The 17,650-nt window shown below is 45.8% G+C and carries 25 protein-coding genes; all 25 read left to right on the top strand.

Annotated features, from left to right (window positions below):
* Positions 1 to 111 precede the first annotated feature (111 nt).
* Positions 112 to 933, top strand: coding sequence for a hypothetical protein (locus tag CIK93_RS09855; RefSeq protein ID WP_094447242.1), 822 nt, complete (start codon positions 112 to 114; stop codon positions 931 to 933).
* The gene (locus tag CIK93_RS09860) at positions 926 to 1,510 is read left to right on the top strand and encodes a hypothetical protein (protein WP_094447243.1); all 585 of its coding nucleotides are present in this window, start codon (positions 926 to 928) and stop codon (positions 1,508 to 1,510) included. Before CIK93_RS09855 ends, CIK93_RS09860 begins: the two co-directional genes overlap by 8 nt.
* A gap of 178 nt (positions 1,511 to 1,688) precedes the next feature.
* On the top strand, positions 1,689 to 2,336 hold the full coding sequence (locus tag CIK93_RS09870) for a hypothetical protein (protein ID WP_094447245.1): 648 nt from the start codon (positions 1,689 to 1,691) through the stop codon (positions 2,334 to 2,336).
* Positions 2,323 to 3,951 carry a hypothetical protein gene (locus tag CIK93_RS09875; RefSeq protein WP_094447246.1) on the top strand — a complete coding sequence of 543 codons (1,629 nt, stop codon included), beginning with the start codon at positions 2,323 to 2,325 and terminating at the stop codon, positions 3,949 to 3,951. Before CIK93_RS09870 ends, CIK93_RS09875 begins: the two co-directional genes overlap by 14 nt.
* A 176-nt stretch (positions 3,952 to 4,127) precedes the next feature.
* The gene (locus tag CIK93_RS13790) at positions 4,128 to 4,289 is read left to right on the top strand and encodes a hypothetical protein (RefSeq protein ID WP_173815136.1); all 162 of its coding nucleotides are present in this window, start codon (positions 4,128 to 4,130) and stop codon (positions 4,287 to 4,289) included.
* Between the two features lie 56 nt (positions 4,290 to 4,345).
* The gene (locus CIK93_RS09880) at positions 4,346 to 4,624 is read left to right on the top strand and encodes a DUF5053 domain-containing protein (RefSeq protein WP_094447247.1); all 279 of its coding nucleotides are present in this window, start codon (positions 4,346 to 4,348) and stop codon (positions 4,622 to 4,624) included.
* Positions 4,625 to 4,713: 89 nt separating this feature from the next.
* Entirely contained in the window at positions 4,714 to 4,860 is a 147-nt protein-coding gene (locus tag CIK93_RS13715; protein WP_158215510.1) for a hypothetical protein, read from the top strand.
* Between the two features lie 858 nt (positions 4,861 to 5,718).
* Positions 5,719 to 6,231, top strand: coding sequence for a Panacea domain-containing protein (locus tag CIK93_RS09885; RefSeq protein WP_094447248.1), 513 nt, complete (start codon positions 5,719 to 5,721; stop codon positions 6,229 to 6,231).
* Positions 6,221 to 6,727, top strand: a complete 507-nt coding sequence (locus tag CIK93_RS09890) for a hypothetical protein (protein WP_094447249.1) — start codon at positions 6,221 to 6,223, stop codon at positions 6,725 to 6,727. The genes CIK93_RS09885 and CIK93_RS09890 overlap by 11 nt, the downstream gene beginning before the upstream one ends.
* A 388-nt stretch (positions 6,728 to 7,115) precedes the next feature.
* Positions 7,116 to 7,511, top strand: a complete 396-nt coding sequence (locus CIK93_RS09900) for a hypothetical protein (protein WP_144007621.1) — start codon at positions 7,116 to 7,118, stop codon at positions 7,509 to 7,511.
* A 432-nt stretch (positions 7,512 to 7,943) separates the two neighbouring features.
* Entirely contained in the window at positions 7,944 to 8,279 is a 336-nt protein-coding gene (locus CIK93_RS09905; RefSeq protein WP_094447252.1) for a hypothetical protein, read from the top strand.
* Positions 8,276 to 8,557, top strand: coding sequence for a hypothetical protein (locus tag CIK93_RS09910; protein ID WP_094447253.1), 282 nt, complete (start codon positions 8,276 to 8,278; stop codon positions 8,555 to 8,557). Before CIK93_RS09905 ends, CIK93_RS09910 begins: the two co-directional genes overlap by 4 nt.
* Positions 8,554 to 9,006: a hypothetical protein gene (locus tag CIK93_RS09915; protein ID WP_094447254.1), complete on the top strand. Its 453-nt coding sequence runs from the start codon at positions 8,554 to 8,556 to the stop codon at positions 9,004 to 9,006. The genes CIK93_RS09910 and CIK93_RS09915 overlap by 4 nt, the downstream gene beginning before the upstream one ends.
* On the top strand, positions 8,999 to 9,238 hold the full coding sequence (locus CIK93_RS09920; RefSeq protein WP_094447255.1) for a hypothetical protein: 240 nt from the start codon (positions 8,999 to 9,001) through the stop codon (positions 9,236 to 9,238). Before CIK93_RS09915 ends, CIK93_RS09920 begins: the two co-directional genes overlap by 8 nt.
* Positions 9,231 to 9,473, top strand: a complete 243-nt coding sequence (locus CIK93_RS09925) for a hypothetical protein (protein ID WP_094447256.1) — start codon at positions 9,231 to 9,233, stop codon at positions 9,471 to 9,473. Before CIK93_RS09920 ends, CIK93_RS09925 begins: the two co-directional genes overlap by 8 nt.
* A gap of 122 nt (positions 9,474 to 9,595) precedes the next feature.
* The gene (locus CIK93_RS09930; protein ID WP_094447257.1) at positions 9,596 to 10,660 is read left to right on the top strand and encodes a hypothetical protein; all 1,065 of its coding nucleotides are present in this window, start codon (positions 9,596 to 9,598) and stop codon (positions 10,658 to 10,660) included.
* On the top strand, positions 10,657 to 10,914 hold the full coding sequence (locus CIK93_RS09935; RefSeq protein ID WP_094447258.1) for a hypothetical protein: 258 nt from the start codon (positions 10,657 to 10,659) through the stop codon (positions 10,912 to 10,914). The genes CIK93_RS09930 and CIK93_RS09935 overlap by 4 nt, the downstream gene beginning before the upstream one ends.
* On the top strand, positions 10,911 to 12,290 hold the full coding sequence (locus CIK93_RS09940) for a hypothetical protein (protein ID WP_094447259.1): 1,380 nt from the start codon (positions 10,911 to 10,913) through the stop codon (positions 12,288 to 12,290). Before CIK93_RS09935 ends, CIK93_RS09940 begins: the two co-directional genes overlap by 4 nt.
* Positions 12,274 to 13,131 carry a DUF6712 family protein gene (locus tag CIK93_RS09945; RefSeq protein WP_094447260.1) on the top strand — a complete coding sequence of 286 codons (858 nt, stop codon included), beginning with the start codon at positions 12,274 to 12,276 and terminating at the stop codon, positions 13,129 to 13,131. The genes CIK93_RS09940 and CIK93_RS09945 overlap by 17 nt, the downstream gene beginning before the upstream one ends.
* Positions 13,091 to 13,867, top strand: coding sequence for a hypothetical protein (locus CIK93_RS09950; protein WP_094449316.1), 777 nt, complete (start codon positions 13,091 to 13,093; stop codon positions 13,865 to 13,867). The genes CIK93_RS09945 and CIK93_RS09950 overlap by 41 nt, the downstream gene beginning before the upstream one ends.
* Positions 13,857 to 14,357 carry a hypothetical protein gene (locus tag CIK93_RS09955; RefSeq protein ID WP_094447262.1) on the top strand — a complete coding sequence of 167 codons (501 nt, stop codon included), beginning with the start codon at positions 13,857 to 13,859 and terminating at the stop codon, positions 14,355 to 14,357. Before CIK93_RS09950 ends, CIK93_RS09955 begins: the two co-directional genes overlap by 11 nt.
* Positions 14,341 to 14,862 carry a hypothetical protein gene (locus CIK93_RS09960; RefSeq protein WP_094447263.1) on the top strand — a complete coding sequence of 174 codons (522 nt, stop codon included), beginning with the start codon at positions 14,341 to 14,343 and terminating at the stop codon, positions 14,860 to 14,862. Before CIK93_RS09955 ends, CIK93_RS09960 begins: the two co-directional genes overlap by 17 nt.
* Before the next feature lie 47 nt (positions 14,863 to 14,909).
* Positions 14,910 to 16,322 (top strand): hypothetical protein, encoded by a 1,413-nt coding sequence (locus CIK93_RS09965; RefSeq protein WP_094447264.1) that lies wholly within the window; start codon positions 14,910 to 14,912, stop codon positions 16,320 to 16,322.
* The gene (locus CIK93_RS09970; RefSeq protein WP_144007620.1) at positions 16,319 to 17,452 is read left to right on the top strand and encodes a hypothetical protein; all 1,134 of its coding nucleotides are present in this window, start codon (positions 16,319 to 16,321) and stop codon (positions 17,450 to 17,452) included. Before CIK93_RS09965 ends, CIK93_RS09970 begins: the two co-directional genes overlap by 4 nt.
* Positions 17,449 to 17,649 carry a hypothetical protein gene (locus CIK93_RS09975; RefSeq protein ID WP_094447266.1) on the top strand — a complete coding sequence of 67 codons (201 nt, stop codon included), beginning with the start codon at positions 17,449 to 17,451 and terminating at the stop codon, positions 17,647 to 17,649. Before CIK93_RS09970 ends, CIK93_RS09975 begins: the two co-directional genes overlap by 4 nt.
* Position 17,650: the final 1 nt, after the last annotated feature.

Raw genomic sequence — 17,650 nt, forward strand, 5'->3', positions numbered from 1 at the left:
CCATAGATTGGAGGGCAGGTGGTTTTCCATAGATGGTTTTAAGTTAGTTAGTGGGCAGGTGGTACCAAAATGGTGTCGCTTGCCCTTTTGTCAAAATTTAGAAATAAAAACATGGATCATATACTTACATCCAAAATTTATAATTGGCTCAATTTGACCAACCTTACTGATGCGCAGATTGTCGAAGGTGCTCAATTGTTGCTGCAATGCAGCCCCGTGAGGAGTCGCGGCATCTACAATCAGGCATTGCTTAGACCGAAGGCTATGTTGCCTTGGATTCGTACTGATTTGAAAAAACAATATGATATCCGACAGCGTGGCCTCACTACTTCTGATGTGGAGAAATTCAATCAAGAAACATTAGAGAGCGTGAAAGAGACTCTTTCTTCTAAGCCAGAAACCATTGAGGATGACGAGGAAGAAGATTCTACTATTCCAGAACTTGCAAAGCTTGGTAAACGTTCGGATCATGACCAACTGCCTGATGATATTCAGGAGATTTGGGATAAGAACGCTGACAGATGGAAGCGTATCAGACAACTTCACACACAGTTGGCGCAGATGATATCCCAACCAGATTATTCTCCATGCGACGGTAACGAGTTGTGCTATCAATTGAGACAACTTGATACAGATCTTCGCGAAGCTTATCAGGTCTATGATTCGTTTGCTCTGCCTGAGGAGAAACCTCAGCCTAAGGAAAAGCCTCAGACAGATAAAGTGGAGACTGTCGTGAGTGATGTGAAAACTATTGCGAAGGCAAGAACCGCTATCTCTCGTGGGCTTAAACTCGAAAATCAAACAGAAAAGTCCTTGCAAAAACTGCAAGATGCTGTGAATACTCTGTATTCCCTCAAACAGACAATCAAGGATGAAACTGTTGATAGACTGAAAAAACTGGGTATAGCTATTCCAGAAACAGAAAATGTCTAAAGGTAAAGATATAGATTCGTTGCTAAAACCTATTGCCGATACGCCTATACAGGCATATTTCGGAGACGGGTTACACACACTTGGTCTGCTGAACTGGTTGTTGGCTCAGACAGGACCTGCCGATGTGTGGGTGAGCAGCTATTCTACATCGGAACCTTTTTTGAATGGATTCTATCTGCTTGGGCAGAAAGGCTTGGTTCGCCATTCTGCCATCCTACTTGACCAACGGGCTGCGCGGAAGACACTTCGCCTGGAGAGTCTTCTGACGCATGCCTTCGAACATGTGTTCCTCGGACAGAATCATTCGAAGATTCTACTGGTTAGAAACTCGAAGGTGACGATATCGGTGGTCACATCGCAGAACCAAACATATGGCGCACGCGCCGAAAGTACTATCATAACGACAGACCCAGATGTGTTCTATGTCATGATGCAACAATATATAGACATTTGTGGGAATGGCGCTGTCGAACTGGATCTGAAACATGGAAAAGGAATTATTAGCGAAAATAGAGCAGCTGGCGAGGATGCTGATGACTCCAGAACAGATTGGAGACCTTTTGGGTTTGAGTGGTGACGAAGTCGCTGCGTTCAAAAATCCTTGGACAGAGGTCGGCATAGTCTATCGTCATGTCCTTGCCGAAAAAACACTTGAGTTGCACGAAAAAACGCTGAAACTGGCTGACGTTGGCTCTCCTACAGCTATCGAAAAAGCTAATGAGTGGCTAAAGTCGGCTCTAATATCAATAGAATAAATGCGCTTCAATATAGATATCTACGCAGATAACCTGATGATGTCGGTCGATGAACTGCAGGAGAAAGGCATCTCCCAGCAGGTCATTCAGCGTATCGTGCGCCTACGTGACATCTATAACTATATGCTGCGCAATCCGCTCAAGAAAGAGCGCGAATATATTGATTATGTACAGGCTAACTATCGTGATGCAGATGATAAGCCTATATCGAAAAGAAAAGCGTATGAGGATCTTGAGATTCTTCATGCTATTGTTGGAAACCTACAGCAATGTTCCAAGGAATGGCATCGATGGCGCTTCAATAACATGATAATGGAGGGATATACTGTTGCGCTGCGCAAGCAGGATGCATCAGCTATTGCCAGACTCGCACAGCAGTACGGTAAGTTTAATCAGCTCGATAAAACTGATGAACATGACCGCAATTATGGTGACATTCCACGTATCAACTTCACTTTCGACCCAACATCTCTTGGCTTCAAGCGTATTCCGGACCTGCGTAAGGTTATTGACGAGTTGGTATCTAAATATTCAAAATCGGTATTCGAAGATGTTGCAGAGGATGTCGATGTGGTAGAAATGACGGATGCGATAACGGAAAAGGAGAAACAGATAAATCTATTCGTAAAGCAACATGACGAAACTTGACCAGTATATCAATCCAGCACAAGCGTTCTATCTGTCACTCATGGCGAAGAACTCCACTATAGTGGCTGGACGTGGAGTCGGTAAAGGTATGATGGCAGCATCTACACTTCGTCGTAACTTCGAGGGAATGCCTGGCAGTAATACAGCTCTGGTTGCCCCGAATGCCAAGCGAATGTGGACTAACATCATTCCGTCTTGGGATACCCATCTGCGTCGATGGGGCTTTGTCGATGGCATACACTATGCATGGGGGAAGAAACCACCCAAGGCATGGGGATGGGCAGAACCTATACAGAGACCGATGAACTGGGAGAATACGCTGTCGTTCTGGAACGGCAGCTATGCCACCATCATCTCACAGGATAGAAAGGGTACTTCCAACTCGCAGTCGTTCGACTATATTCTTATTGACGAAGCTAAATTCATTGACTTCGAACAATTGAAAGATGAGACGTATCCAGCCAACCGCGGAAACGGTAATGTGTTTGGCAAATTATACTATCATCATGGTATAGCTAAGTTTTCCGATATGCCAACAACCAATAAAGGTTCTTGGTTTCTTCGCGACAGAAAAAAATGTGATCCTGAAAAACTCGCGGTATTGGAGGGATTAGTTCTGGAACTCTATGATGCCAAGAAAAAAATATCGGATATGATTGCTGCAGGGCAACGTCCTACGGCACAGCAGATGTTCTATCTTCGCAAGTTGTCACGCACGGTCAATATGTTGCGTGCCGATACCTATTTATATAAGGAGTTCAGCAGTATAGAGAATCTTGAGATTCTTGGAGAGGATTTTATCGCACAATGTTATCGTGATATGCCTCCGGCTACATTCCGTACCACTATCATGTGTAAACGGGTGGAACATTCTGAGGATTCATTCTATAATGCCAAGACGGATCGTAATCTTTACAGTTCTGCCAACACCTCTCATTTTGAATCGGTAGGATACAATATGGAGAAGCTCAGACATGTGGACTGTCTTACAGATGGAGACGTAGATGTTGCCTCTGCTATCTGGGTTGCGATGGATGCAAATGCCAATATCAACTGGGGAGTAGTGGGACAGCCTGGCGAGGATATGATTCTGCGTGTGCTGAAAAGCTTCTATACTAAATACGACCGACGACTTCCGGAACTCGTCGATGATATCTGTGATTACTATAAACCGATGAAGCGTAAAGAAGTGGTGTTCTGCTTTGATGCAACCTTCAAGGGCAATAACTATGGTGTAGATAAGTCAGACTTCTATCGGGTAGTGAAACGTCGCTTTGAGAAAAACGGATGGAGTGTCAAGCTGTTATATATCGGCAGGCCATGGTCACATCCGAAAAAGCAGGGGCTTATCAACGGCATGTTCAAAGGACAGGGTATCTATCGGATTATGATTAACGAAGAGAACAATCCAGATCTGTTGAACTCCATCGACTCTGCGATGACTGTCAATGGTACCAACCAGAAAGATAAGAGCGGAGAGAAGAAACCTGAAACGGAGGAGAGCCCCCTCGAAGGTCGTACCGATGGATCAGACGCGTTTGATACTCTTTGTATCGCCGTCGAGACTGGTGGCTCTGCTGTATGTTCCGGAGGTTATGGTGGTGGATTTGTTTAGTACCGCATATGTGTTTTATTTAATTTAATTTTTTTGTAACAGGTGGGCACGTGAGTGTCTGCCTGTTACTTCTTTCTGAAATGTTAAATATTAGCAGTACTACAAAAAAATGTAGTAAAAGTTTGGTTACTACGAAAAAAAGTAGTACCTTTGCATTGTTCAAAAAATAATAGCAAATGAAACAGAAACAAAACATTACGATGATGGTCACACCTCAGGAAGAGGAGCTCATTAGTGCAATCAGAAATTACAAAGCGAGTTATCCAAATGGTTATCCAGAACTGCTGATTTACGCTCAGAGATGCTTCGACGAACTGACCGACATCTACTCAGAATGAACAAGGTTCTCCCTTCGGGGAGAGCCATTTGATAATATAACTAAACTGTATAGAATATGGAAATGGTAATGAAACAACAGCAAGTAATCTCTGACATGAAGAAAAGATTGCAGGACATTAGTTTGTGTCTTTCTTGGCGCGAGATAGCGAACCACTATTTTGAGAAGTCATCATCTTGGTTCTATCATAAGATGGATGGAATAGATGGGAATGGCGGTGTAGGTGGGTTTACTCCAGAAGAGGCAGACCAGCTCTATGCAGCGCTGATGGATACGTCTGATCGAATCCGTCGTGCAGCAGAATCAATTAAAGCCCATGATGCTATTGCATTTTGAACACAAACCGCTGTTGGGCTTGCAGCGTGTGCCTCTGGTGTGTATGCATCAGGGGCATTTTTTTGTCGCTCTTCGTACCTGCCCACCCGATGCCGTCATTACGCTTGCAGGTGGTATTTGGAGCATACAGAGTCTTGTTGTCTGCTGTGAAGGTTCGTAGTGGTAAGTATTACACACACACCACCACGGCGACGAGCGCATCACCATCACCGCAGACAGACACAGTACGCTCCTAATACCATCTGTTAAGCTCCACTTCCTGCCCAGGTACGAAGAGCGACGGGTCGGTGGGCACCTAAATGCTTATGGCATTTGTTGGCAGGTGTATCATGTAATACGTCGATACATTACGCTTGCAGGTGGTATTTGGATCATACTGAGTCTTGATGTCTGCTGTGTTGGTTCGTGGTGGTAAGTATTACACACACACCACCACGGCGACGAGCGCATCACCATCACCGCAGACAGACACAGTACGCTCCTGATACCATCTGATAAGCTACATTCCTCTTTGTAATTACATCATATCACCTGCCAAATGTGCTATGCCCATAGGTGCCCACCGACCGCGGATTGAGTCGGAGTGCTACATATACCGCTCGTTTTCAAAGGCTTGTAATTACAATTCGGTCGTAGGGCGGTGCTGGGCTACCTTTCGGCAGAGTTCTTTGCAAATCCAAAGAACCAAAGATTTAATTATTGACTCTCAGAGAGTTGCGAAAAATGGGTGTTCACAACATTTTTGGCGCAAATCTTGAGAGAATATCTTATTTGGTGAGTAAACTCTACAGGGTGTGTTGAAAAGTAGATTGAAATCGGTTGAAAAGTAGATTGAGTAGATTGAAATCGGTTGAAAAGTAGATTGAGAAGATTGAAAATCGATTAAAAAGTAGATTTTGCGGCGCCAAAGAAATCTACTTTTTTCTTTGGTTATTACAAAAAAATGTGTATGTCGTATGGTTATAACAAAACTATTATGTGTTTTTTCTTTTAGTCGTAGGGGTTTATTCTATTTTTAACGTAAGTTTTGTGGTAAAATTGAAATAAAAGCCGTAACTTTGCATCCGACATAACAACTATGATGGGAAATTGAAATGGTGAAGCTAACCAGCGTTGACTATGCGAACCTTGTGCAGTTTACTGCGTTGAAATTGCACATGGCTCTATTGAACAAGACACAAGTTAATAAGATCTTGTTCTATATTTATGGTGCATATATGGCAGACAACAAAGGTGCTTTGCTTTTTGATGATGATACTCCAAAGGCTTGGACTTATGGTCCTGTGTTTCCTGTTCCTAACAAAAAGGTTGTGACTTGTCAGATCATCAAGCAGGAAGACTTCTCAGAAGAAAAAATCAAGGCTTTCCGTGAAAAGAAGAACGCTTTGAAGCTGGTTACTGATGTTGTGGCTCACATGTATGACAAGAGTGCAGTTTCTTTGACCGAATGGTCGCATCAGCCGGGTTCGCCTTGGTACCAAACGGTCTATGTTCTTAATGAAGATGGAAGTGTAAGAAGTCAGAATCCTTGGAATACTGAGATTGATTCTACGTTGATACGAGACTATTTCTCCCATAAAGAAAACCGGATATTCGATGAGCAATAAAGATGTTTTTGATTCTAAGGATAAGCTCCGTTGGTACCATTTGGTGGGCCATCTCGGATATTATCTGCCTCATTGGGTGAGACTTTTCTTCAGCAAGCCCTTCAAAGAGCCGAAGAAAGACTTGAATATCCTTGAGAAAGTTCAGACATTGTTAGACTCAGAGCAAACTGATGAGAATATCGGTAAGTGTAAGGAACTGACGTTGCTGCATCGTGTGGTGGAGAATACCAGAGCACGCAGGAGGCTTGAAAAATGGTCGTTGAGGGTTATTGTGGTCTATCTGTTGGTTATCCTTACTATAGTGTTTTTGACTTATACGGATATCGACTTCTTTACTGAGAATCGGCTGAAGCTTATCATTCCTGATTCTATCATGATCACCATTTTGTCAACCACTACGGTTAATATTATAGGTCTTGGTCTGATTGTGCTTCGTGGGCATTTCCTTGCCAACGATAAAGCTAATAATATGGAGGAGGAAAAGTCGAAGGAATAGCGGAGGAATTTTGAGGGAATTTGAAGGAATTTTGAGGGAATTTGAAGGAATTCAGGGGGAATTTGAAGGAATTCAGAGCGGAAGATGAAAATGTTCCGGCTTTTTTTTGTACCTTTCCTCTATAGAAAAGTTATTTCTTTATCTCGACTGACTCATCATTCGGGATTTTTATGTAAATTTGCAGCATGAATAGAGAAAAAGATATGGAAAATTCGTGCTATAACTGTCGTTACCATTTTGTGGAAGGCAAAAAACTGGGTTGCACTTTTCCGGGTATCTGTCACACCCCCGATGGAGAAAAGCTTGGGTACAGGAAAAGTGACGAATTCCTTTCAGATGTCTATGGTCCATCAGGAGATATTATGGAGAACTTAAACTTACATTTATTATGAAAAAAATTCTATTTTTATTAGTGATGGCTCTGATGAGCCTGAGCGCTAATGCGCAGAGTGTTTCAAAACCTGGTGAGCCTTATCCTGTTTATTGTGACCTTGCTGGTTACAACACATGGGGATTTGGCAAAGTGAAGGTTCGTCTTGATATGGGTAGAACGCTGCCCAACAAGGAAGGCTACGAATATATCTATGACGGTGACAAGAAACGCAAGTTCAATACTATGATGGAGGTGTTGGACTATATGTCAAAGCGTGGATGGAAGGTACATACCACGTATGTAATCACAGAAAGTATGGGCAATCAGAATGTGCTTCATTTCCTGCTTGAAAAGCAAGTGACAGATGACAGCCAGATTGATGAAGGTTTGGAGCTTGGAAACGAGGAGTAGTTGCTTTTTTAAAGATTCTTTGTAGAAAATCCCGAAATCGTTTGGCGGTTTCGGGATTTTGTCGTATCTTTGCCAACGGAAAACAGATGATAGTAAACTATCCGGAAGGGCGCACGTCAGACGCTCGGCAGCTACTGCACGGGCATTTTTTATGTTTATGCCTCTTAGCATGCAAAGGAGTGCTTCCGGCACATCGCTCCACCGCTTCAAGCCTTGCAGCTTGGGACTTGGTTGGGACGAAAGGCGGACCTCCATCATTCCACTCGGTACTCTCGGAGGGTACTGATGGGCATACGAACAGACGGCTGCCTTCTCGTAAGATTTTCTGCTCTTTCCGGAGCTGCATCATCTGTTTTCCAACGGGATGTGCAGCCGTCTCTCTGTATCTCCGCGCCAGACGGTTTCTGGTATGGAAAACAAGATGATGCACTTATGCAACAGTCAACAATCAATTTCGGCGAGGTGCTGCCATTGGAGCAGAAACCTGCCACCGTGAACATCGTGGAGCGCGTGAAACGTGGCGCTCAAGTAGTCAACCATTGGCTGGACTCCAGGAGTGAGTTCTACAGCCGCATGCTGGGTGAGGATATCAGCTGGCGCAAGTCGCTCCGTGTGGGCGTGGTGCTGCCGCTGCTCTTCGTCGTGGTGTTTATCTGCTCTGCCCAGGCTCCGCTGGTGACCATGGCGAGCCTTTCGTGCGCAGCTTGGATTGCTTACCGCCTCAATGCAGAGGAAGAGGCTAAAGGAAAGAAAGGAGGTAAGCGATGATTGAGGATGCGATTGGAGGAAAAATCTTATCTTTAGCAAAAGAAATCAGCAACTGGGTTGGTCAGGAACCTAAGAAAAGGGTATGCTTCATGTTTCTGTCGAATGAAAGTTCTGATGATTATAAATCTGATATTCTTTGGAACGAGGGTAATACTGATTTTATCAAAAAGAATCTGCCAAAGATCCTACAGGAGAATCCGAAACTGAAGGCTGCATTGGCTGTTGCGCTGAAAGCAGCTGAGAATAATAACGAAACGGAAAAAGGAGGTAAGCGATGAAAACAGATTATAGTATATTGGAGGCGCTGCAGCGGAAGCTGGTGGAGAATGCCAAGGGTATGAATGCTCAGATTCAGCAGTATGAAGAGAAGAAGGCCTTTGCCCGTCAGAAGTATATGGACGCTATCGAGCAGCTGATGGTGAAGGAGCGCGAACTGGAAGACCAGCAGTCAGCCCTGAAAGAGGCTTACCGCCGTAATGCGAGGGCTCTTGAAGACCAGAAACGCAGTCTGGTTTCCAACCGTCGCAAGTGTGGCGATGCCTATAACATGGAGCTGAGCAGCATCAAGTCGAGTTTTCGTCTTGTCATGCAGGATCTGCAGAATGAGCGCTCAGCCTATTTTCAGCAATATCGTGAGTTGGGTGGCGAACTGTCGCTGGTAGTTGACCCTGCTTGTGGCAACAAGAGTGAGAAACTGACAGACGGAAAGGAGGCCAGCCATGAGTAATACTGATAATAAATGGGATATGCTGATGGATGGTGTGCAAGCACCAATCTTTGTCAGCGACATGGAGACTTGTATGGATGTGATGTTTGTGGCCATAGACAGCGTGTTGCATGATGACAATTTGTCGGATTCAGAACGTTGCTCTTGTGCGCAAGTCCTGACGGACATACAGAGGGATATGAGAACGATAACCCGTAACTTGAAACAGTTAAATGAACTCGAAAATGGATAAGAGCGATATTTTGAAGAATCTGCTTGCTGTTCTGCTGAACCCGAATACAGACAGTGGCCGTTACACCTCGATGGACATCTGTGACCTGCTCTCGGATACGTACTATGCCTTGCCAACAGAAGTGACCGAGTGCTTGATGGAGCAGGGCTGGAGTATTGCCAAACAGGATGACCGTCTTGTATGGTACCGTAACATGATCCGTGGGCAAGCTCCCGAATTACCCGAAAAGTTGTAGTTATAATATTCTATGTCTTTTTTTAACACCGGTACGGTGGCCAGTGATGGTCGCCGTATTTTTTTGTATTTTCGGGGTACTATTATTATATGTATCTTTGCCGATGTCAAATCCTATACAGCATGGCAACACTATTATCACAACCGTCACAGCTCTGCTTCTCTTCTGATATTGCAGATATCGTGTTCGGTTCTAACTCAACAAACGGCAAATTGATACTCGACATCATCTGTGAGGGCGAGCGTATCAATCTGCTCGAAGAGACGATGTATCCGGCTATCGATGGCAAGGTTGTACTTTGTGACCTTACCTCGATGGTTGAACTCTATGCAAAGAAGTATCTTGAGGTGCAGCTGGAATGTTCGTTTGCAGACGAATCTGGCAAGGTGAGCATCTCGCCAGTCACAATCCTCTTCTCGATGGCTGACGTCGGAACGTCGGCAACCGACTTCCTGAACAGCCACTTCCTCACTACGCTCAATGGAGAAAAGCGTACCACGATGATACGTGAAGAGCGCCTCTATGCCTATGGCGCAGCCGAAGCCACGGTTGAGGTCACACTCCTGATGCCGGCAACGGGAAAGACGGTCAGCAAGAGCAGAACCGTGGCAGCTTCGACCACCAGTGGCCATGTGTCGCAGTTTGACGTGAGTCCAGATGTTGTGGCGTCGATGTTTGACATGGAAGGCTGCGAACTGCTGACCTATACGGTATCGGCGGGCCAGCGAAGCCAGACCTACCTGCTCGATCGGCAACTTGACCGCATGTCTCCATCGCCAGTACTGCTCTTTACCAACTCGTTTGGCTGCGAAGAGTTTATCTACTGCAACGGACTCCATAAGAAGGAATCGAAATATAGCAGAGAGTCAGCCCGGTTCTTAGCCAAGCTTCGCAACTACTCCATAGTAGAGAATAGAGAGTTTACGGCAAACACCGGCTATCTGAATGAGGCAGAAGCAGACTGGGCAGACGAACTCTTCCGGGCAGAAGAGGTCTGTCTGTGGGTGGACGGCCATCGAGGTAAGAACGTGGTGATTAGTGACAGCAAGAGCGAAATCTCTAATGCCAACGACAATATGCCATCCTTTGAGTTTGTCTATTCCTATGCGCAGCGCATCCATAATGTGATGCAGGTGGCTCATGCCGGACGAGTATTTGATAACACTTTTGACAGTACGTTTGAATGAAACAGCAGGTAAAGAGTGCCATTCATCTCAAGGACGTACAGTTGTTTCTTGACGAGTGCCAGCGCAAACGGGAGCGTGTCTGGATAACCGCCCTGACATCCAAGGGCGAGATTCACCAGTATGACGGATGGCTTGTGCAAAGCTCGCATTGGAGAGCAGGCACACACGATTTCCTGAATCCAGTAAGTAGGCAAATCCGCAAGGTGCGTGATGTGCTGATATTTAGTATTAACGGACATCCAGTATATATATGAGCGAACACTTTTTTAATGTCACACGCCCTGTCGATGTGGCATCGGATGCAATTACCTCAACGGCATATTCCAGCCCAGAGAAAGATTCTGTCATACCAGTATCTGTAGGCAATAATTCTTATAATGTTGTTGCCTGGGGTAGCGACAACCAGCTTCCCTATAAGCTGAGTGATATGGTTGAGCGTAATTCAGTTTTGTCGCAAGACAAGTTTTTCAACGTGTTGACCTGCTATAGCCGTGGCATCGAATATATGGATCTTGCCACACGAGGCAGCAAACACCCCCTGCCCACAGCCGACAAGAACGTCAAGCGGTTCCTGATGCGCAACAACATGAAGCGCTTTTTCGCCGAACAGATAACAGACCTGAAGTATTACTTCTTCTGCGTCTCAGTAGTCATTCTGTCGAGAGACCGTAGCAAGATTGTGCGCATCGTGCATAAAGACGCATGCCATGTCCGCTTTGAGCAAGCCGACGAGTATGGCAGGGTGAAAAACATCCTGTATGCGGACTGGAAAAACAATAACGCTCCATCGACAGTCGAGGTCATTCCTCTGCTCGATGAGTATGATCCGCTGGGCGATCTGCTGGCGCGAACTGGCAAGGAGAGAGATGATCTTGGGGTTTTCCGCAAATCTCCGATGTCTCAGACCAAGTTCGCCATCGTCTGTCGCATGCCGACACCAGGCGCTTCCTACTACCCCATACCTTATTGGAGTGCAACACTCCGTGACGGGTGGTATGATATCTATGGCTATCTGACAGCTGCTAAAAAGGCTAAACTGAAGAATGGTCAGAGCATCCGCTATCATGTGGAGATAAACGACCGGTTCTGGGAGAACCTGGCACGCGAGAAGGGAATCTCTATGAACGAATCAGCCGAATTTGAAATGATGAGGGACGAATTCCTTGCCAAATTGCGCGACAACCTTGCAGGTTCAAAAAATAGCGATAAGATGATGTGGTCGGGATTCTCCACCAATCTGGATGGCCATGAGCTGCATGATATCAAGGTCAACGTCATCGATACCACCAAGGCAGGCAACGAGTATAATGATGATGTGGCAGAGGTCAGCAACGTTCTGGCTTACTCGGATAATGTGCACCCTAATCTCGCAGGAGCAACGCCTGGAAAGAGCCAGATGAACAATTCAGGTTCAGACAAGCGAGAACTCTTCACCATGAAGCAAGCGCTGGAAACCATGCCTCACGATATGATGATGGTGGCACACAATCTCGTGATTTACTACAACGGATGGGATGATAAGGTATATCCTGATATGCCGATGATTCTGCTCACAACACTTGACCAGAATACAGATGCCAAACAAGTTTCAACAAATAACGGAGGACTGAAAGATGGACATACAAAGTGAGATAACAAAAAAGGTGTTTGAACAACATGTTCCTGCGGCAAAGATGCCTGAACGAAACACCAGCGTCTATGATAGGTTGAGTGAGATGTTTGTCATCTCCTATCGTAAGGTTGTGGAGAATATTGTTTCACCACGCTACATAGATAACGCAGAAGCTGATAAGACAGTCAAACAACATATTATCCGTGTGGTCTGTCTCGACGCTTTCGTCAGAAGCTGCAGGTCGCTCGACCTTGTGCTTACGGCTACTGGATTCGGTATCGTCTCGACAGAGAGTATGGCTCCAGCCAGTAAGGCACGTGTCGATGCTCTCATAGAGGAAATCAATATAGAAGAGCTGATTGCAATAGATGCCATCGTGGAATGGATGCGTAATGTTGATGGTTGGGCGCTTACACCACAAGCAGAGATACGCATCAAGACATTCTTTTTCCGTCCACAGCATCTGCAGCTCCTAACCTCGATGCAGCTTACGTGGCTGAACTGGCAAAAGGCACAATCTGTTGCTATGGAAGCCCAGTGTCATTTGCGCAATACGATATCGAGTGAGTACCTCAAGGCGCTGATGGAGCGCTATCGTAGCAACACATGTACGGAAGCGGATAAGGTTATTGTCAACAAAGCGCTGGTGTTCTATGGCGCTTTTATCTCACAAAGCGAAGGCAGACAACCGGGTAGCCAAATCCCGAACTGGGCCCGAACGCATCTCGATAACATCATGGATGTCCTGGAGAGCCATGTTGATGACTACCCAGAGTATAAGACATCCAAACTATATGAGAAAAGACACCGTAAAAGATATGAAAATAAGCAAGATGACCCAACGTTCTTTTTTGTGTGACCGTGTAGTGGTGACTGTTCCGACCAAGTGGATAGAACTGTCGCAAAATGATCTGCGTTATGTCATCCGCTTGCTTTGGATCTACGGCGAGACACCAGACTGGCAGAATCGGGTGCGCGTTGCTGCCTTTCTGCATTTTGCAGGTATCGAGGTCTATCATCGTACAGATGCCGGGTGGCTCTGCCGTAAGGGTAAACAGACATTCAACCTTAACCCAGAACTGCTACCGGAACTTGTTGCCCCACTTGATTTCCTCTGCCATAGTGAGGAAATGAATGTGAGAATCGAAGAAGCTGCAGGGCATAAAGCATACGATTTCGAACTCACAGAACTGCCGTTCGGACTCTATCTGCAGCTTGAGAATTACTATCAGGGATTCCTGCAGACAAGAGCGATGGACGCTCTGCAGAAGATTGCTGAGATACTCTATCAATGCCAGGGCGAGTCACCGGAGTTTAAGGAAGAGGAACTCTTTGGCGCGTTCCTCTGGTATGGTGCTGTCAAGCTGTTGCTTTCTCGCTTCCATCCCCACTTCTTGAAGAAGTCGGAAGAGAGTGCGGATATCACACAAGAAAGCATGAGAGAAGGTATGCTGGCGCAAATCCGACTCCTAACGAAGGGAGATGTGACGAAACAGCGGTATATCTTGGAAGAAACAGATACGTGGATGGCGCTTGACGAACTCGATGCGCTTGCCAGAGATGCGGACGAAATAAAAAAGAAATATGGAAACTAACAGTTTTGACGCCATCGCTTATTTCTATTCGATGACGTTGCATAATAAATTGGCAATCTCGAAGGGATTCAAACCGATAACCATCTCAGGACCTGATGATCTTGAAGGTCTGCTTGACAAATATCGTGATGAGGACAGATTCGTGGCTGTTACAGATACCACAACGGGTAATCTGTCGTCGGGGGATGGCGCACAAGGATTCTTCCGAAAACGAGCGTTTACCGTATTTATCCTCTCGGCATATAACTACCTCGATATGCAGGATCGGGAACAGGAACTCTCTACCTGTCGGGAGTTGTTCTTCCAGTTCGTCTCCAAGATTATCCACGATAAATATGAGTATGAAGAGAAGATGATGTTCTTTGATACGGAGTCCATCCCTAATCAGGAACTCGGCAGATATTTCTTGTCTGGATTGACAGGACTGCATTTTACGCTCTTCACGCAGGAACCACAAGATCTTGTTTACGACGATGAGCAATGGACGTAAAATCAGACGCCCGGTCTCTACGGATGATGTAAGAGCATACGAGCGTGAATGGGCAAAGATGATGGTTGACATCTGGCGAGAAAAAATTCTCAGACTGAGAATCCTCAATACTGGAAGTCTCGCCAGTTCCTTGTCGTATCGGGTGCTGCCTGTGTCAGACCAGATTAGTATCGTACATGAATTTCTGCTATATGGCATCTATGTTGCCCGTGGTGTCGGTAATGGATATCGCCGTGGTAATAGTGGTGTTGATGATGAGAATGGACTGCGCTTCCTGGGCAAAAGCTATCGTAAAGCTCATAAGATGGGAAAGCCTCGAAAGAAACGAGACTGGTTTACATCTAAGTATTTGTCGAGCATCCATGTGCTGACAGAGGTGGAGATACAGCTGTACGGGAATGCCTATCTTGGCACAATGTCTAATGTAGTCCACGCTATGTTTGGCAACGGTAAGGTTGTTGGCTCTTCAGGTACGGATGTAAGCGCCACAATCGGACGCATCTAGTATTTTCGGGTGATGAAGCAATTGGTTATATTTGCATAAAAAAAGAGATGGCACAAAATATCGCAGCAATCAGACAGCTTCTCGAACAGATAAGGGATGAACGGAAGACGCATGCCAATACCGCAACACGAGTTGGTAATGCCCTGCTGATGCTGTTGGGATATATGACAGACTCTGACAACCCGTTCCTTCGTAAAGACCAAGATGACGTCTCGAAGTTCTTGTTGACACTTCAGAAAGGGCTTGTCGTTGGTGAGTCTGGGGATATTCGGCTCAATCCCGATGGCAGCATCACCTGCAGCAGCATCCACGTCAACGGTTCTGCGATTTTCGATGAATTGGTCATAAACGAGCAGTCGGTAACATCAGGAGACCAGATATATTCTGACCGAGGAATCATAGACAAAGTTGATTATTGTGGCGAAGGTCGCTACAAACTGACCTTCCGCAAAGAGTATGATGCAGATGTCGTGTCCTTCAAGGTCCATGACGTGCTGCGCTCTCGAACGAATGATCTGCAGACAAACGGCATCAGCTTCACATCGTGGTATCGAGTCGTAGCGGTTGACTATGCTGCCAACGAAGTTGATGTGCTATTGTACCCTGATGATGAGGTGCCTGGTGGAAAGAACTATCTCCCATTGGAGGCGTCGGTGGTCAGTCGGTGGGGTAATGCTGTTGACCAAGGCCGACAACAGGTATTCTTCCTCTCTTCGCTGGACGGTCGCTTCTGTTTCTTACAGAACGTCACCAAACCCATCATCAACGACGAGGGAAGCAACACAACCGCATTTATCGGTCTGCCTAATGATGTTCCTGCATTACGCCAGCTTATCGACGAAGGCAGCCTGACAGCAGGAAAACCTATCCTCTATGCGGAAACAGCAGTAGTGGAGAACCTGATTACCGTCAAGCACGACGGTACGCCAGACTATACTCAGAGAGAATGGATAGCGTGGGAAGAAGATCGGAAATACATCCGAGGCTATGATGAGACCGAGAAACGCCATGTGCAGGACAACGTTTGGTATGGTGGATCATTATGGAGGTGTATCGTCGCTGAAGCTACAGTCGGGCAACCTCCTTCACTCCTTAGTACAGAATGGGCTTGTATCCGTAGCGCGGAGTTGAAGTTGGACGTTGAGTCATCCAATGGAGATTGGTTTAATGCGTCCAAGAGCTTCAATACGACACTTGTGGCAACAATCACCCATGGCGATATCCAACTCTCCGCAGACAGCGTGGTGTGGACTAGAGAGTCTGGGGATGATGCAGGTGACGAAGCTTGGAACATGAATCAAGCGAAAAAAGATCAGACCATGAGCCTGGCTGTCTCTTATAATCTGGAGCAGCAGGAACTGTCAGACATCCCTGTGCCTGTCAGGTATGACACTAAAATTGGTTTCCGCTGTACCGTTACAGTAACAGACAGAACCCTTACACATGCTTATATAATATGAAAAAAGTAACAGAAGGCCATATTATACAGCCGACGCCGTTAGATACGATGTTCTCCATGAAAGAACTTCATGGCACGTTGTCGCAAAAGTACGACGCCATCAACGGCTTGTATATTGCAGACAGAACGCTGACGCCATTTGTGCTCAAACCAGAGTTCTCTGTCACCGACAAAACTGGCAAAATTCCTAACGGAGACTATACTGCACAGCTCATCAACTGCGTTTGGACTGTGAAATGCAAGGTTAAGGGAAATGCCCCTGTTGCTGGCAAGGATTATGTCGTAAACGAAGAGACCAAGGAGCTTACGCTGAAATGTAATCTCGATCCTGACACGTCGGGCGAAATATCTTTTTCTGCCGATTTCATCGACAGTCGCCGTGGCGATGTACTCAAAAGATATTGGCGAGGAGAACTATCTTGTGTGTCAGAAATACAATGGCGTGTATCGCTACGTACAGAATGGCCACAGCGCACGAATCTCATCCCATGGAAGAGCCGAGGGGTGTTCTCTATTCCCGTACAGTTGATGAACGGAGACAAAAACCACCCTGACGGCAGCAGTGTATATAAATGGCAGGTGTTTGAGAATGAGAAATGGCGCGAGATAGACGATAATACGGATTTGTGGTACCGAGAAGGAAAAGATACCAAAATTATTAGCGTCGAGCAGAAATACATCCAGTCGGTTACTCTGAGGTGTATGGCGTGGCCGAAGGATAATACATCAGAACTGCAGGTTGTGCCGTTCTTGCTGAAAAGATACTATGGCAACTACGAAGATGATATCGACATCATAGAAGGAGCTTATATCTTTCCAGAGACTGGACGTGCTGTTGCAGAGGCTTCTGTTATCACCCGTAATGGTGGCCATATCGCCAATGCAGAGCAATATTTCGATATTGAGATTCTGTACTCTCGGAACGATGGCCAATGGTGGCACGTTGCCCATGGTACCAGAGGTGAAGTCACCAGATCGATGTTCCCCATCGACAGTACGATGACGCATAGTTTTGCAGAACAGACGAGAGAACTGACAGCAGAGATTCCCATCACCGTTGATGGCAGCTATCTGTTGATAGATGGTCAGATTTTAACAGGACAATTTCCAATAATAGATAGAAACTTATGATACCAATGTATTACATCATACCTGCGGCGATAGCCAAGAAACTCGCTATAGCTGAGTATCGGTACGGCAACGAAACAGACGGATATCTGGTGAACTGCGGAGACCTTGTCGGCTACGGAATAGAGCAGGCTATTAGTGAGGGAGCGAGAGTATTAACTGCAGCCGAAGCTGTAAAATTTGCACATAAATACATTTGAA

Origin of the sequence: Prevotella sp. P3-92 (assembly GCF_002251205.1) — a bacterium.
Lineage (GTDB): Bacteria > Bacteroidota > Bacteroidia > Bacteroidales > Bacteroidaceae > Prevotella.